This window comes from Ureibacillus xyleni, from assembly GCF_900217795.1.
GTDB classification, from domain to species: Bacteria; Bacillota; Bacilli; order Bacillales_A; family Planococcaceae; genus Ureibacillus; species Ureibacillus xyleni.
Map to the genome: position 1 here is coordinate 37790 of NZ_OBMQ01000012.1, position 16601 is coordinate 54390.

Genomic DNA, 16601 nt, shown 5'->3' on the forward strand with positions numbered 1-16601 from the left:
ATTTGGAAGGCATAATTATGATGGTGGTACTGTTTATTATTAGTTCTTTATTAAGTGGAAATAAAAAGCAAAAAGAACAAAAGCCAATGCCGCCATTTAGTAATAAAAATGCACCCGTTTTTGAACAAAAGAGACAACAACAACCTAAAAAAGCAAGAACGCTAGAAGATTTTGCTAGTGAAATTTTTCAACAATTAAATGAAAAAGCAAATCCAACAGTTCAACCAGAAGTAAAAATGGAAAAGCCAACAGTTGTTAATGAGAAATCACAAAATTCGCGGCCTACTTTTGATGTTAATCGTTCTAGTAAACAATTAGCAAAAGTGACGGAAAATCAACAACATGATGTAATAAAAAGTAAAGAAATTGGAAGTTTTATTCCAAAAGACAGAGATGCGCTTGTCCAGGCAATTATTACATCAGAAATATTAGGGACACCTAAAGCAAAACAACGATAGTTTACAACGATGTAAATTGTGTAATTAAATAGAGAATCACGAAATTCAAATCATGTCCCTTTTTGCACAAGCATATACTTTGCGAAAGGGGGCATTTTTAATTTGAAAAAATTATTCCATAGTGATCCATTAATTGAAATGATAAATTGTCGCCAATTAAGATTGATTGGTACATATAAATTTTTAGAAGCATCCGAAAAACATTGTGCATTTTTATATGAAAACTTTTCTATATTAATAAAAGCGGAGGAAGTACATATAGATGTGTTAAAAGAGGAAGAATTCATAATACATGTAGAAGAATTGCAAAGTATTGAAATGAAAAGACAGGTGAATGACTATGAAAAAATACGATAATCGACCTGTTGAAATACGCATCAATAAAGGAAGTGGTGCACATGCCTTTATTCAGCATCTACATGTTAAGAAAGTGAAAATAAAAAATTTAACACATCTTGATCAGGAAATCCGCTTTGAAATAACGAGGAAAGATATACCCATTATCCGGTCATCAAGAAAGAAATACCGTTTGAAAGTTAAAATTCGCTATTTACAAGTATCACGAATTTTACAAAAAAATAGTTGGACAGCTTTAGGAATATTATTTTTAATTTGCATTCCAATACTTTTCTCTCAATTTATTTGGGATGTTAAAGTTGAAGCGGAAACACCTGAACTAAGAGTTGCGGTTGAAAAAGTAATAAAGGAAAAGCTTGCTTTTGATCATCCAACAATTAAAGGACAAGTAAAATCAGATTTTGAAATACGTCAAACAATTATGGAACAGCTAAGAGACTTGTCGTGGGTGCATATCATAAAATCAGGTAGTAGCATCACGATTGTTCCACAGCTTGCACCTATAACAGATAATAAGGAAAATAAAACAAAGGGGAAACATCATTTAGTTGCATCTAAAAGTGGTGTTGTCACGCATTTTGAAATTGCAAGTGGAGAACGTCGTGTTTTACCGAATACAACTGTATATGAAGGGGATACACTGGTATCAGGCGTTATTACAGTTGGAGACAAATCGATTGTAATAGGGGCTTCAGGTGATGTTTATGCTGATTACTGGCTAGAAACGGAATTTACGATTCCACGGGAAGTTAAATATGTTTCAGCAAGTAATCGAGAGTGGATATTTGATTTCAAAATAAATAATGAAAAGGAGCAAGGAAAATCGTTTCAAAAAGTCGATTTGCCAAAGTGGCTTTCAAAATTTATCGAAATCAAAAAGACTCAAAAGTACACTACAGTAACGGAAGAGATTACCGAAGAACGACTAGAATCGTTCATTTTGCCGCTATTGCACGAAAAAATTTTAAAATCTTTACCACCGAAAACGATCATAAAAAAAGAAAACATTTTGCACGTTACATTCGATGATGATAAAGTTAAAGGGAAAGTCCTATTTTTGGTAAATGAAAATATTGCTAAAAACTACCCTATTGTCCAAGGAGATTGATTATGTCAGAACAATTATCAGAATTACAAGTTGAGAACCCAAATGAAGCAGTAATGTTACTTGGAATGAGTGATGCCAACTTAAAGTTAATTGAAGAAACATTTCAAGTTCAAATTATTACCCGTGGCGAAGTAATTCAAATTGCTGGGGAAGAAGAAAAGAAAATACAAGTGACAAGCCTTCTACAAGCATTACTTAAAGTAATTCGTAAAGGAATTAATATTGATTTACGTGATGTTTCTACTGCAATAGAAATGGTAAACAAAGGGACAATCGAATATTTTGCTGAATTGTATCAAGAAGAAATTGCTAGGAACTATAAAGGTAAGCCAATCCGTGCAAAAACAATTGGTCAGCGCGAATACATAAAAGCGATTCGTCATAACGACCTTGTATTCGGAATTGGTCCTGCTGGTACTGGTAAAACCTATTTAGCTGTTGTAATGGCAACACAGAGCCTAAAAAATGGTCACGTTAAACGAATCATTTTAACACGTCCAGCAGTAGAAGCTGGGGAATCACTTGGATTTTTACCAGGTGATTTAAAAGAAAAGGTAGATCCATACCTTCGCCCACTTTATGATGCGTTACATGATATTTATGGGCCTGAACAAACTCAAAGATTAATCGAACGTGGAACAATAGAAATTGCACCTTTAGCCTATATGCGCGGTCGTACACTTGACGATGCCTTTGTTATTCTTGATGAAGCGCAAAATACAACTCACGCACAAATGAAAATGTTTTTAACACGATTAGGATTTGGATCGAAAATGGTCATTACTGGAGATAAATCTCAAATCGACTTGCCAAAAAATACAGAATCCGGGTTAATCGTTGCAGAACGAACACTGAAATATGTGAAAGATATTAATTTCCAAATTTTAGAGGCTGGAGATGTTGTGCGTCACCCGCTAGTAGCGAAAATTATACAAGCTTATACTGATCAAGAATTATAGAACATAAAAAGAATGCTCGCTGTAACAAAAGAGATAATCGGAAGTACACTTTTTGCCCTAAATTATACTTAATTCAAAATGGTGGATGTAGAATATTACCTATTTTTAAATCAAATAAAAAAGAAATGTGTGCGAAAATCGTACACATTTTTTCTTTTTCTTGTAACATTTCATGAAATTATACTAATAAATTGGTAAACTATTATAGAAAGAATTTTTTGGGGGTGCATAATGAGTAGGCACTATAAAAAAATTGTGAATATAATTAGTTTTCGAACTTTATTAATAGTTGTACTACTAGTGACAGGATTGCTTCAATTCTTTTTAATGCTAGGCAATGTTCGTGGTACAACCTATGATATTCAGGCTTTTCAATTAGCACCGGAAACAATTCGCTCGGTTAAAACCGTCGAGGATACGATGAAAACTGAGCAAGATCGAGATAATGCTGAAAATAACGTAGATCCTGTATATGTCTTTAATAAGGAAACTGCAGAACATCGTGTAGCTTTATCGAATTCTATATTTGAAATTGTGTCAGACTTTCGTAAAGAATTAAAATCCAAAAATGAAGTTGTTACTGAGAACCAAGTAAATCAATTACGTAGTAAACTAAAAGAAATTACGGAGAGTCAATCTCAACTTGTTTTTACAAATAGTCAGTTACAATCATTATTAACAGTACAAGATTCTTCAATATACAGTGCAACGAAATTGATTGCGGATTTAATTGAAACAATACTAAGTGAACCTATTCGAGTAGAAGAAGTTACATCAAAACGGAATGAAATTGAAACAAAAATTCGACAATCTACAAATGTGGATGAAAGTATATTAAATGCCATTATTGTAATCGCAAGAGCTGCAATCATTGAGACGGAAACTTTAGACGAGGAGAAAACGGAAGAATTAATACATCAAGCTCGTGAAGAAGTGGAGCCTACTCGTATATTACAAGGACAAATTATTGTCTCGGAAGGTGAACTGGTTAATCGGGAAGTTTATAGACAGCTTGAACTACTTGGATTGTTAAATAATGATACAACGCTAAAACCTGTTATTGGGCTTGCTATTTTAATTATTTTGCAAATGTCCTTTATGTTTATTTTGTTTGAACGTTCAAAAATTGAGTTGGAAAAAAGAAGAAATATTGTTTTTGTAACAGCCATAGTTTACTCAATGTCAATTATTGTAATGAAAATATTAAGTCAATTAATACACCAATTTGATGAAACGATTACATTCCTTTATCCAACTGCTTTAGCTACAATGCTTGTACGACTTTTAGCTAATGAAAGGGCAGCAACACTGGTAACCGTTTTAACTGCTGCTTCAGCTGGGATTATGTTCCATGAAGGGTACGCTGCAGTTCTTCAAATGGATATTGCTTTATATATTATTTTTGGTGGATTAGCGAGCATTTTCTTTATGCGCAATATTGAGAAACGGTCCGATTTACTAAAAGCTTGTGGAGTCGTTTCAATCATTAATATCGTATTTATTGCTTTTTACTTATTAATGTCTCAATCTGATTACGGTCTATCTGAGTTAGTGTTCTATGCGGTTGCAGGTATTACTTCCGGCATGCTTTCTGGTGCATTAACAATGGGATTATTACCGTTCCTTGAATCAGCATTCGGAATTTTGTCGACAATGAAGTTAATTGAATTATCAAATCCGAATCATCCATTATTGAAAAAGCTATTAACAGAAACACCGGGTACTTACCATCATAGTGTTATGGTTGCGAACTTAGCTGAAGCTGCATGTGAAGCAATTGGGGCTGATGGATTGCTTGCAAGGGTTGGTTGTTATTACCATGATTTAGGGAAAACAAGGCGACCTGCATTCTTCATAGAAAATCAAATGTCAGGCATCAATCCTCATGATTCGTTACCGCCTGAAAGAAGTGCAGAAATTATTATTGCTCACACAACGGATGGTGCAGAGCTACTGCAGCAATATAAAATGCCTAAGGAAATTATTGATATTGCCTTGCAACATCACGGAACGAGTACGTTGAAATACTTCTTACATAAAGCAAAAGAAGAAGGTAAAGAGATTGATGAGAGTGTATTTTCTTATCCAGGACCAAAACCACAAACAAAAGAGTCGGCAGTGATTAGTATAGCGGATAGTGTAGAGGCAGCAGTTCGTTCCATGAAACAACCTAATGCTGAAAAAATACAGAAGCTTGTGCATTCCATTATTCAAGGAAGAGTTCAAGAACATCAATTTGATGAATGTGATGTATCGTTAAGAGAGTTAAAGAAAATAGAAGAAGTTTTATGTGAAACGTTGAATGGAATATTCCACTCAAGAATTGAATATCCGAAAGACGACAAGTAGGAGGTAAAAATGCTTAATATCGATTTTTTAGATGAAACAAGCCAAGTACAAAAAGAGCATATCGAACTTGTTGAAAAATTGCTTCAACATGCAGCAACAGTGTTAAATATTGAAGATGGTAGTGAAGTTTCAATTACGTTTGTGACAAACGAAGCAATTCATGAAATTAACCGGGAATATCGCCAAAAGGATCAGCCTACTGATGTTATTTCCTTTGCGTTAGAGGAATTGGGTGAAGGTGAGATTGAGATTGTAGGAGAGGATTTGCCAAGAATATTGGGGGATATTATCATCTCGATTGACCGGACACGTGAACAGGCGCAAGAATATGGACATACCTTTGAACGCGAATTAGGATTTTTAGCTGTCCATGGCTTTTTACACCTTTTAGGCTACGATCATATGACGCCAGATGATGAAAAAACTATGTTTGGAAAGCAAGACGAAATTCTTTCATCTTATGGTTTAGGTCGTGATTAAGTGGACTTTCGTAAATTAGTTAGATCCTTTCGATATGCTTTTTACGGGATGTATACTGCACTATCTGAACAAAATATGAGAATCCATATTATTAGTGCAGTAATTGCCATAGCAGCAGGTTTTTTTACAGGTTTGAGTAACAGTGAATGGTTAGTGCTCATCCTTTTAATCGCAATAGTAATAAGTACAGAAATGGTCAATACTGCAATTGAAACCGTAGTAAATTTAGTTTCCCCTGACTTTCATCCACTTGCAAAAAAAGCTAAGGATGTTGCTGCTGGGGCAGTACTTGTATTTGCGATTGCAAGCGTTATAATCGGTTTACTTATTTTTATACCGAAATGGTTTTAATTATAAAGAGTAGAAGGAGTGGGGGATTATATGAAAATGGAAATCAGTAATTTGATAGCTCAATCAAAAATTGCACGAGAAAAAGCATATGTTCCATACTCAAAATTTAAAGTGGGCGCTGCTCTTTTAGCAGAAGACGGTACGATTTATCAAGGGTGTAATATTGAAAATTCTAGTTATGGTCTAGCGAATTGTGCGGAGCGTACTGCCATTTTTAAAGCAGTGTCAGAAGGTGTTAAAAAATTCTCAGCAATTGCTGTAGTTGCAGATACTGTGGGTCCTTGTTCCCCATGTGGTGCTTGTAGACAAGTAATTTCTGAGTTTTGTGCACCCGACATGCCTGTCTACTTAACCAATTTAAAAGGCGATATTCAACAAACTACAGTAGGCGATCTTTTACCAGGCGCCTTTACACCGGAGGATTTAAATAATGCAGGAAAACTTCAATAACTACAAGTCAGGCTTTATCTCAATTATTGGACGACCAAATGTAGGAAAATCGACTTTTTTAAATAGAGTAATCGGTCAAAAAATTGCGATTATGTCGGATAAACCACAAACAACTAGAAATAAAATACAAGGCGTATTAACTCGCGAACAATCCCAAATGGTTTTTATCGACACACCTGGAATTCATAAACCAAAGCATAAACTTGGCGAATTTATGATAAAAGTATCAAAAAATACGTTACGAGAAGTCGACGTTATTATGTTTATGGTGAATGCAGAGCAAGCGATTGGAAAAGGAGATGAATTCATTCTAGAACTTCTAGAAGGTACGAAAACGCCTGTATTTTTAGTCATTAACAAAATTGACCAAATACATCCTGATGAATTAATCGGCATAATAGAATCTTATAAAGGGAAATTCAATTTTTCAGAAATTATTCCTATTTCGGCGCTTGAAGGAAACAATATTGATAACCTTTTAGCAACAATCGAAAATTATTTACCTGAAGGGCCACAATATTACCCGGCTGATCAAGTTACAGACCATCCTGAACGTTTTATTATTTCGGAATTGATTCGAGAAAAAGTTCTTCATTTAACAAGAGAAGAAATACCTCATTCAATAGCTGTTGTTATTGATAAAATAAAACGTGATGAAGATAACGAAAATATGATTCGTGTTCAAGCTACGATTATGGTGGAGCGTGATTCACAAAAAGGGATTGTTATCGGTAAACGCGGTGCTTTACTAAAAGAAGTTGGAACTCTTGCTAGAAAAGATATTGAAATGCTTTTAGGATCAAAAGTCTACCTTGAATTATGGGTAAAAGTACAAAAAGATTGGCGCAATAAAATGTCTCAACTGCGGGATTTTGGTTACCGCGAAGACGAATATTAAATTTAACGAAAGAATACTTGCGAAGCGTAGGTATTCTTTTTTTGTATCTGAGCAACCAAAAATGATAATGTGTTAGGTTATCTAATGTATAATTAAGACAGGAAATAATGAAAAGGAAGTGCCGCCAATGTTAAATAAATGGGAAGGCATTGTTATAAAATCTCGTTCTTATGGAGAATCCAATAAAATTGTAACTTTGATGACTAGAGAAGTGGGTAAAGTGGCGGTCATGGCTCGTGGTGCAAAAAAACCAACAAGTAGATTAGCTGGGGTTACACAAACTTTTATGCATGCCATGTACATGGTACAAAGAACTTCAGGAATGGGTACTCTTCAGCAAGGAGAGCATATTAGCTCAATGCGTAACTTGCAAACGGATATTGTGTCTACAGCATATGCCAGTTATATCGTTGAACTTATAGATCGACTTGTAGAAGAAGGAAGACCTGAACCTTTTGCATATGATGTTCTTCACCAAGCTCTTCATGCAATAGAGGAGGGGTATGATCCAGAAGCAATTGCCCTTTTTGTAGATTGGAAGTTACTACCATATACAGGGGTGCAACCAATTTTACATGCATGTGCAGTTTGTGGTGAAGTAGCTGGCGAATTTGCTTTTTCTTTTTCACAAGGAGGTTTTTTGTGCCATCGCTGTTTTCACGTAGACCCATATATTATTCGTCTATCTCCAAGGCAGTTAAAGTTAATACGTATGTTTTATAGTGTACCTATTGACCAGGTAGGGAAGTTAGAGTTAAAACGCGAAACAAAACAATTTATTAAAAAAATCGTAACGACAATATACGAAGAACAAACGGGAATGAGATTAAAATCCCGTTCCTTTATTGAACAATTAGAAAGAACCCCACTACTTACCCGTAAGCCTAGTGAGGATCATGAAGTCTAAAGAACCTTTCTAATGATTTCTAACACATCTTCTTTTAAGCATTGCCAAAACATTGCCTCTGTTTCTTTATAAAAGTTTTGCTCTTTCGTCTGTTTAAAGTTGTTATATAGATAATCAATCGAATCGTGGTGGAAATGTAAGCGATGGTTCATTTGTTGAATATCAATACTAAGTTCCATATAACCGTCAACTAACATTTGTAATTGGCTAATTTGTTTTTGTAATTGCTCATAAACTTTTTGATGATATTGCCCCGTATGGAACCCCGGTTGTATTTGTTTGCGGTGATAGTTTAATAGATTGTTTAAATACTCTAAATTAGTATTAGCAGTAAATAAAATATGGTGCTGAGATTGATGCTGAGGTAGCTCTTTGCTAAGTAAGGTTAAGATTATTTCTAATAATTTGTCTGCAGGAGTTTTTTCAAGATTAGTTGTTTTTCGTTCTTGTTTAAATAAAGTTTGAATGAACATCAATCTTCACCTCTCTTTTTTTGTTTTCATTATAATCTAAATTTTCTAACAAATCACGAACAAAATGAACAAAATATACTAAAATGAATAAAATTTGGTTACTGAGTGAGACCATACAAAAAGGCACTGCGCATACATGTTTGTATGTTCAGTGCCTTATTTTTAGGCTTTATTAAAATTGTAAATGTTTTTCAATGTAAGCTTTAACATCTGAAATAGGCATACGAGTTTGTTCCATAGAATCACGGTGGCGTACCGTTACTTGACCGTCTTCTTTTGAATCAAAATCATAAGTAATACAGAATGGTGTACCAATCTCATCTTGACGGCGGTATCGTTTTCCAATTGATTGTGACTCATCATAATCAACTGGGAATGACTTACGAAGCTCTGCCCAAACTTGTTCTGCTTCATCACCTAGTTTTTTCGATAACGGTAGAACTGCAGCTTTAAATGGTGCAAGCGCGGGATGGAAACGTAAAACGGTACGAGAATCGCCACCTTCTAATTCCTCTTCATCATAAGCGTCGCATAGGAATGCTAAAGTAACACGGTCCGCACCTAATGATGGTTCGATACAATATGGTACATAACGTTCATTTGAAATAGGATCAATATAAGTGAAATCTTCGCCTGAATGTTCCATATGTTGTTTTAAGTCATAATCTGTGCGGTCTGCAATGCCCCATAGTTCACCCCAACCGAATGGGAAGCGGAATTCGATATCCGTTGTCGCATTTGAGTAGTGTGATAACTCATCTTCTTCATGATCGCGAAGACGCATACTATCTTCTTTCATGCCTAAATTTAATAGCCAGTTTTTACAGAATTCTTTCCAATACTCTTGCCATTGTAAATCTTCACCAGGTTTACAGAAGAACTCTAATTCCATTTGCTCGAATTCACGAGTACGGAATGTAAAGTTACCTGGTGTAATTTCGTTACGGAATGATTTCCCAATTTGAGCAATTCCAAAAGGTGTTCGTTTACGCATTGAGCGTTGTACGTTTTTGAAGTTTACAAATATACCTTGTGCTGTTTCTGGACGAAGGTAGATTTCATTTGAAGAGCTTTCTGTTACACCTTGGAATGTTTTAAACATTAAATTGAACTGACGAATATCTGTAAAATCATTTTTCCCACATTCCGGACATGTTACAGATAATTCTTCCATTTTCGCTTTCATTTGGTCAAAGCTCATACCATCAACGATAATTTCTTTTCCTGTTTTTTCTAATGACGCTTCTTCGATTAATTTATCCGCGCGGTGACGAGCCTTACATGATTTACAATCGATCATCGGGTCATTAAAGTTTCCAACATGGCCAGAAGCAACCCATGTGCGTGGGTTCATAAGAATTGCAGCATCTAGTCCTACGTTATACTCAGATTCTTGAACAAATTTTTGCCACCAAGCTTTTTTAATGTTGTTTTTTAATTCAACACCTAGTGGACCGTAATCCCAAGTGTTAGCAAGACCTCCGTAAATTTCAGAGCCTGGGAAGACAAATCCGCGATGTTTTGCTAAGCTAACGATTGTTTCCATTGATTTTTGTGCCATGAATAATTCCTCCATATTTTTATAAATTAAAAGCACCCGTCTCCGGGCGTTTAATGCCCGGGGACGAGTGCGTATATACACCCGCGGTTCCACCCCGCTTGATTGTTCGGTTGAAGTCAAGCGCTCGCATTCATCGTCACTCGTCAAAAATTAATCCTAGGCAAACACGATGTTTGTCATGCGGACGTTGCCACAGGACGTGGCGTTTTTAGTCCGCAAACATCTATATTATCACTGCGGTTAATTTTTTCCTCGTTCCTCGAATGACAAACGCTTTCTTTTCAACCTCTCTCGTTTGAAGTTAAGCGCTCGCATTCATCGTCACTCGTCAAAAATTAATCCTAGGCAAACACGATGTTTGTCATGCGGACGTTGCCACAGGACGTGGCGTTTTTAGTCCGCAAACATCTATATTATCACTGCGGTTAATTTTTTCCTCGTTCCTCGAATGACAAACGCTTTCTTTTCAACCTCTCTCGGTTGAAGTCAAGCGCTCGCATTCTTTTCAATCTTACTTAATTGAAGTTAAATGCTTGCGAATAACGTATATATTCGAACAATCCTCTTTTATAAAAATGGCTCAAGGGTGCCGTTTCGCTTTTCTTGTAGGCTTTCACCAGCTCCTACTCGCTATTGTTGAAAAGGTACTTATTTTTCCTATCATTGCCTAATATTAAGTTCTATATGATATTTTATGTTAAGTGATATAACTGTGTCAATATTGTAGCACGAACACTTTTTTTCGCAAAGTTAAGCAGAATAGTATATAATAATTAAGTAATCAGTATAACACTATTCGAAGTGGGTGAGTCCAATAGAACTCAATAAACGGCAGGATACAATTCTGCAAATCGTCAAGGAGAACGGTCCAATAACAGGTGAGCAAATAGCAGAGCGCCTCAATTTGACTCGGGCTACTCTTAGACCAGATTTAGCGATATTAACAATGGCAGGTTTTTTAGACGCAAGGCCACGTGTCGGCTATTTTTACTCTGGTAAAAAAACGATGACTTCAGTTACAGAGTCGATGATGAATTTGAAAGTAAAGGATTTTCAGTCATTGCCAGTAGTTGTTTCTGAAAATATGACTGTGTACGACGCGATTGTACATATGTTTTTAGAAGATGTCGGTACTTTGTTTGTTGTAGATGAAAATACACTGCTCCAAGGTGTATTATCTAGAAAAGATTTGTTAAGAACAAGTATAGGAAGCCAAGACTTAAATACAATACCCGTTCATATTATTATGACTAGAATGCCAAACATTGTTTATTGTAAAAAAACAGATTCATTAATTGTTGCTGCCAAAAAATTAATTGAAAGACAAGTCGACTCCTTACCGGTTGTTCATGAAACGGATAAAGGATTTGAAATTGTAGGGCGACTTACAAAAACCAATATAACGAAAGCATTTATTTCTTTAGCTGAAACCCATGACTTATAAGGAGTGCTAATTTGAAGAGTTTAAAAGTATTTGTTGTTTCGGATTCTGTAGGTGAAACAGGAGAGCAAGTTGTAAAAGCTGTTATAGCCCAATTTAGACCAAATTTTGAAAACACCGTTATACGGAGATTTCCTCATATAGAAAACGATGATCATATTAAAAATATTGTCGAAATTGCTAAAGCTCAAGATGCACTAATTGTCTATACATTAGCTGAAGAAAAAATGAGACAAAAAATACATCACAGTTGCCAACAGGAAAATATTTTATCAATTGATTTGTTAGGTCCGATCATTCAATTATTTCAAGAGAAGATTGATGAGCCACCATTAGAAGAGGCAGGACTTGTTCACAAGTTAGATGATGATTATTTTAGAAAAATCGAGGCAGTTGAATTTGCTGTAAAATATGATGACGGTCGAGATCCAAGAGGTTTATTATTAGCAGATGTTGTGTTAGTTGGTGTGTCAAGAACGTCTAAAACACCACTTTCTCAATATTTAGCACATAAACGTTATAAAGTTGCTAACGTTCCGCTTGTTCCTGAAATAAATCCTCCTGAAGAACTTTTTTTAGTAGACCCGAAAAAATGTTTTGGTTTAGTTATATCACCTGAAAAATTAAATATTATTCGGAAAGAACGTTTAATTGCATTAGGTTTAAACGACGATGCTATCTACGCAAAACAAGAGCGAATTAAACAAGAAATTGCACATTTCTATAAAGTTGTAGAACGGATTGGGTGTTCTGTATTAGATGTGACAAATAAAGCAGTAGAAGAAACTGCAAATGATATTATTGAAAGAATAGAACAAAATAAATAATTAAAGCCACCTCTTTTAAGTAAGAGGGGGTTTTTATTGTGGAGTTATCTAATTTTTTTCATAAAAAAGTGGAAAATATGCAGAAATTGTTTTATAATAAGAGAATTGTGGTAAAAATATTACTAAGAATTCATGATTTATAAATTCACTATTTTTTGTCGGAAAATAGAGGATTATTAAAATTTATCGCGAATATTGTTATTTAGCAAATGAAGTTGGTGATCAAGTGAACGGGAAAATACCTGAGGAAATGATAGAGCAAATTCGTTCTCAAGTAGATATTATTGATGTAATAAGTGATTACATGCAATTAACAAAAAGAGGACGTAACTGGTTTGGATTATGCCCATTTCACGGTGAAAATACACCTTCATTTTCTGTGTCACAAGATAAACAAATTTTCCATTGCTTTGGATGTAGTGCGGGTGGAAATGCTATTACTTTTGTCATGGATATTGAGCATATTCCGTTTCCTAATGCCGTTGCGAAACTAGGAGAACGGGTCGGGATTTATTTAGATATCCAAAATGATAGTATGAACAAAGATAACCAAAGTTATTCCAAAAAAGAAGAAAAAATGATTGAGGCACATGAATTTGCTGCGCAATTTTATCATCATTTGTTGATGAATACGGAAGATGGTGAAAAAGCGCTAAATTATCTTCTAAAAAGAGGATTTACTAAGGAACTTATCGAAACGAATGGTATAGGTTGGTCAATGCCATCGTGGGATACATTGTCAGTTTTGTTAAAAAGAAATGGCTATGACTTAGAAGAAATGGCTGAGTGCGGACTCATCATCCAGAAGGAAAGTGACCATACTTACTTTGATAGATTTAGAAACCGAGTCATGTTTCCTATTCGGGATGAAAATGGTAAGGTAATTGCATTTTCAGGCCGAATAATTGATTCTTCAGATGATGCTAAGTATTTAAATAGTCCAGAATCACCAATTTTTCATAAAAGCCAAGTTCTTTTTAATTTAGATAAGGCAAGAACTTATATTCGTAAAAAGCGTCAAACTATCTTGATGGAAGGTTTTATGGACGTACTGGCAGCAAATCAAGCTGGTGTATACAACGCAGTAGCAACTATGGGTACATCTTTAACCGGGCAACATGTCACAAAGCTAAAGCGCTTAAGTGAGCAAATTATTATTTGTTATGATGGTGACAATGCAGGTTGGGATGCGGCAAAAAGAGCTGCAGAGATGCTCTATACGGATAACTTTAAAGTAGAAGTCGCTGTATTACCGCAAGAGTTAGATCCAGACGAATATATTCGAAAATTTGGACCAGAATCTTTCGCAAAACAAATTTTAGAAAAACCTCATGCATATATTTCTTTTATGATGATGTATGCAAGGCGTAATAAAAATTTTCAGTTTGAAAATGATGTTCTGCAATATATTCAAGAAGTACTAGAGCAACTTGTGGGGCGATCTTCCCCTATTGAACGAGATTTGTATATAAAACAGTTATCAAGTGAAACTAATATTTCTGAAGAAGCAATAAATGCACAATTTCGAAAATTTACAGCTGATAATGAAAAGAATTTTAAACGAGCTGAACAAAGAAATCAATTAAAACCATTTGAAATACAGCAGAAAAAAACGTTATCTGCTACAGACCGCGCTGAACGATTATTATTATCTCACATGTTAAGTAATAATGAGGTTGTAGATAAAATCTTAAAAAGCGATGATCCACAGCCCTTTGCAAAAGACGAATATGCAGCAGTATTCGTACGGCTCGTGGGGTTTTATGAAGAACATTCAGCTGCAGACTATCAAAGATTTTTAGAAATTCTTGAAGACCCTGCTTTAAGGAAAATCGCAATGGAAGCAGCCCTTGTTGAAAGAGACCCAGAACATGCAGAAGCTGAAATTGTAGATTGTCTAAAACAGTTAAGAAAACATAAAATTGAAATGCAAATAAAAACATTACTTCATGAATCACAGGAAGCGGAAAAAATGCACGAGCATAGACGCGCTCTTGAAATCGCAATGCAAATTATTCAATTAAAGAAATCACTATCGGCAATTTAAACCGATTCGTTTTGTTTAAGGAGGAAGGTTTATGGCGGACAAGTCAGAACAATCAAAAGAAGTTGTTAATGGACTTACAGTTGAAGAAGTAAAATCAATTCTTCAAGAAAAAGCAAAAAAGAATAATGAAATTTCAATGAAGGAAATTTCAAACAATCTTGCACAATATGAGCTGGAAAATGAGGAGATTTTCCACTTTGCTGAAGATATAGAAAAAAGCTACGGCATTCAAGTTGAAGGAAAAGAAGAATTTGAAGATGAAGTGCTTGCAAAACACGAAGAAAGTGAAGAAGCATTTGATTTAAATGACTTAAGTGTTCCTCCTGGTGTAAAAATTAATGACCCGGTACGTATGTATTTAAAAGAAATAGGTCGAGTTGATTTATTATCTGCTGAAGAAGAAATCAGTCTCGCAGAACGTATTGAAAATGGCGATGAAGAGGCGCGTAAACGTTTGGCAGAAGCAAACTTACGACTGGTTGTATCGATTGCAAAACGTTATGTTGGTAGAGGTATGCTATTCCTTGATTTAATCCAAGAAGGGAATATGGGTCTCATTAAGGCGGTCGAAAAATTTGATTACCGTAAAGGATTCAAATTTTCTACGTATGCCACATGGTGGATTCGTCAGGCGATTACTCGTGCTATAGCAGACCAAGCTCGTACAATTCGTATTCCTGTACACATGGTTGAAACAATCAATAAATTAATCCGTGTGCAACGTCAATTATTACAGGACTTAGGCCGCGAACCATCCCCTGAGGAAATCGGGGAAGAGATGGACTTAACTCCTGAAAAAGTGCGCGAAATCTTAAAAATTGCCCAAGAACCTGTTTCATTAGAAACGCCAATTGGGGAAGAAGACGACTCTCACTTAGGAGACTTTATCGAAGATCATGAAGCACAATCACCTTCAGATCATGCTGCTTATGAATTATTAAAAGAACAGCTTGAAGACGTATTAGATACATTAACAGATCGTGAAGAAAATGTATTACGACTTCGCTTTGGATTAGATGATGGTCGTACGCGCACTTTAGAAGAGGTAGGGAAAGTGTTTGGTGTAACACGTGAACGTATTCGTCAAATAGAGGCAAAAGCATTAAGAAAACTACGTCACCCATCAAGAAGTAAACGTTTAAAAGATTTCTTAGAATAAGATTGAAAAGGCATCCAACGAACTGGGTGCCTTTTTACGTTTGTGATAATAGAAATAGGAAAACATACTGTAAAAAAAGACCAGACCACGACTTTATATGCATGTATTGATGGGAAAATTAAGATAAAATAAAGAGCATACATAATTAAACATATTTGGAGAAAAAGCTTATGCCAAATAATCGGAAGAAAATAATTTTAAATGAAATACTTTTTTGGAAACAGAATAAACTTTTACCTGAACACTATTGTGATTTTTTAATGACCCTCTATTCGGAAGGGAATGAAATCGAAGTAGAAGAGGATATAAGCCATAAAAAAGCGGTAAAAGCACAAGAGAAACGTAAAAATGTTATATTAACACTTTCAGTAGGTTTTATAGCAGTGTTACTACTCATACTTTTACTAGTTATTCATCATTATGTTTGGATAATTGCTTTATTAACTGGGGTTATTGCTTGTGTCATGATGATTAGTGCATACATACTTGCAAAAAAAAATGCACTCATTACACCAATTTTACAAGTTATATCGGCCTTGCTCATTTTTGGTCTTTCCGTAAAGGTAAGTCTTACATATTTTGCAGATCAAACAATCATTTTATTTATACTGCTTATTGCAAATTGCATTATGTGGCTTGTTTCGGGCATTAAATTGAAATTAACCTATTTTACATTATCAGGTGTACTAGGACTCGTCATTATAATCGGATATCAAATTTATATAAGTATTTAATTTTGAAGTGCCAAATAGTTAAGCTAATTTTTCAACAGTTGT

At 35.0% G+C, this 16601-nt stretch carries 17 protein-coding genes; 15 read left to right on the top strand and 2 right to left on the bottom strand.

Annotated features, from left to right (window positions below):
• Positions 1 to 2: 2 nt before the first annotated feature.
• The 10 genes from CRO00_RS15285 to recO all read left to right on the top strand — a co-directional run bounded on the left by CRO00_RS15285 (position 3) and on the right by recO (position 8317).
• Complete coding sequence (locus tag CRO00_RS15285; RefSeq protein ID WP_097074532.1) at positions 3 to 458, top strand: hypothetical protein; 456 nt, start codon at positions 3 to 5, stop codon at positions 456 to 458.
• A 102-nt stretch (positions 459 to 560) separates the two neighbouring features.
• The gene (locus CRO00_RS15290; protein WP_097074533.1) at positions 561 to 815 is read left to right on the top strand and encodes a hypothetical protein; all 255 of its coding nucleotides are present in this window, start codon (positions 561 to 563) and stop codon (positions 813 to 815) included.
• Positions 799 to 1923, top strand: a complete 1125-nt coding sequence (locus CRO00_RS15295; protein WP_161946706.1) for a sporulation protein YqfD — start codon at positions 799 to 801, stop codon at positions 1921 to 1923. The genes CRO00_RS15290 and CRO00_RS15295 overlap by 17 nt, the downstream gene beginning before the upstream one ends.
• Before the next feature lie 2 nt (positions 1924 to 1925).
• Positions 1926 to 2882: a PhoH family protein gene (locus tag CRO00_RS15300; protein WP_097074535.1), complete on the top strand. Its 957-nt coding sequence runs from the start codon at positions 1926 to 1928 to the stop codon at positions 2880 to 2882.
• Between the two features lie 231 nt (positions 2883 to 3113).
• Positions 3114 to 5231 (top strand): HD family phosphohydrolase, encoded by a 2118-nt coding sequence (locus tag CRO00_RS15305; RefSeq protein ID WP_097074536.1) that lies wholly within the window; start codon positions 3114 to 3116, stop codon positions 5229 to 5231.
• A gap of 9 nt (positions 5232 to 5240) precedes the next feature.
• Positions 5241 to 5711, top strand: a complete 471-nt coding sequence (ybeY, locus tag CRO00_RS15310; RefSeq protein WP_097074537.1) for an rRNA maturation RNase YbeY — start codon at positions 5241 to 5243, stop codon at positions 5709 to 5711.
• Positions 5712 to 6062 carry a diacylglycerol kinase family protein gene (locus CRO00_RS15315; RefSeq protein ID WP_097074538.1) on the top strand — a complete coding sequence of 117 codons (351 nt, stop codon included), beginning with the start codon at positions 5712 to 5714 and terminating at the stop codon, positions 6060 to 6062.
• A gap of 30 nt (positions 6063 to 6092) precedes the next feature.
• On the top strand, positions 6093 to 6512 hold the full coding sequence (locus CRO00_RS15320) for a cytidine deaminase (RefSeq protein ID WP_202615692.1): 420 nt from the start codon (positions 6093 to 6095) through the stop codon (positions 6510 to 6512).
• Positions 6493 to 7410: a GTPase Era gene (gene era, locus CRO00_RS15325; RefSeq protein WP_097074539.1), complete on the top strand. Its 918-nt coding sequence runs from the start codon at positions 6493 to 6495 to the stop codon at positions 7408 to 7410. The genes CRO00_RS15320 and era overlap by 20 nt, the downstream gene beginning before the upstream one ends.
• A gap of 127 nt (positions 7411 to 7537) precedes the next feature.
• On the top strand, positions 7538 to 8317 hold the full coding sequence (recO, locus tag CRO00_RS15330; protein ID WP_097074540.1) for a DNA repair protein RecO: 780 nt from the start codon (positions 7538 to 7540) through the stop codon (positions 8315 to 8317).
• On the opposite strand, the gene CRO00_RS15335 is transcribed toward recO, so the two are convergent.
• Together CRO00_RS15335 and CRO00_RS15340 are read right to left on the bottom strand one after the other, a co-directional pair.
• Entirely contained in the window at positions 8314 to 8790 is a 477-nt protein-coding gene (locus CRO00_RS15335; RefSeq protein ID WP_097074541.1) for a hypothetical protein, read from the bottom strand. The two genes, recO and CRO00_RS15335, sit on opposite strands and share 4 nt — an antisense overlap.
• Positions 8791 to 8962: 172 nt before the next feature.
• Positions 8963 to 10351, bottom strand: coding sequence for a glycine--tRNA ligase (locus tag CRO00_RS15340; protein WP_097074542.1), 1389 nt, complete (start codon positions 10349 to 10351; stop codon positions 8963 to 8965).
• Positions 10352 to 11156: 805 nt separating this feature from the next.
• Here CRO00_RS15340 and CRO00_RS15345 point away from each other — a divergent pair.
• The 5 genes from CRO00_RS15345 to CRO00_RS15365 all read left to right on the top strand — a co-directional run bounded on the left by CRO00_RS15345 (position 11157) and on the right by CRO00_RS15365 (position 16559).
• Entirely contained in the window at positions 11157 to 11795 is a 639-nt protein-coding gene (locus CRO00_RS15345) for a transcriptional regulator CcpN (RefSeq protein ID WP_097074543.1), read from the top strand.
• Between the two features lie 11 nt (positions 11796 to 11806).
• The gene (locus tag CRO00_RS15350; protein WP_097074544.1) at positions 11807 to 12619 is read left to right on the top strand and encodes a pyruvate, water dikinase regulatory protein; all 813 of its coding nucleotides are present in this window, start codon (positions 11807 to 11809) and stop codon (positions 12617 to 12619) included.
• A 226-nt stretch (positions 12620 to 12845) separates the two neighbouring features.
• Entirely contained in the window at positions 12846 to 14666 is a 1821-nt protein-coding gene (gene dnaG, locus CRO00_RS15355) for a DNA primase (protein ID WP_097074545.1), read from the top strand.
• 31 nt (positions 14667 to 14697) lie between these two features.
• On the top strand, positions 14698 to 15825 hold the full coding sequence (rpoD, locus tag CRO00_RS15360) for an RNA polymerase sigma factor RpoD (RefSeq protein WP_097074546.1): 1128 nt from the start codon (positions 14698 to 14700) through the stop codon (positions 15823 to 15825).
• Positions 15826 to 15995: 170 nt separating this feature from the next.
• Positions 15996 to 16559 (top strand): hypothetical protein, encoded by a 564-nt coding sequence (locus tag CRO00_RS15365; RefSeq protein ID WP_097074547.1) that lies wholly within the window; start codon positions 15996 to 15998, stop codon positions 16557 to 16559.
• Positions 16560 to 16601: the final 42 nt, after the last annotated feature.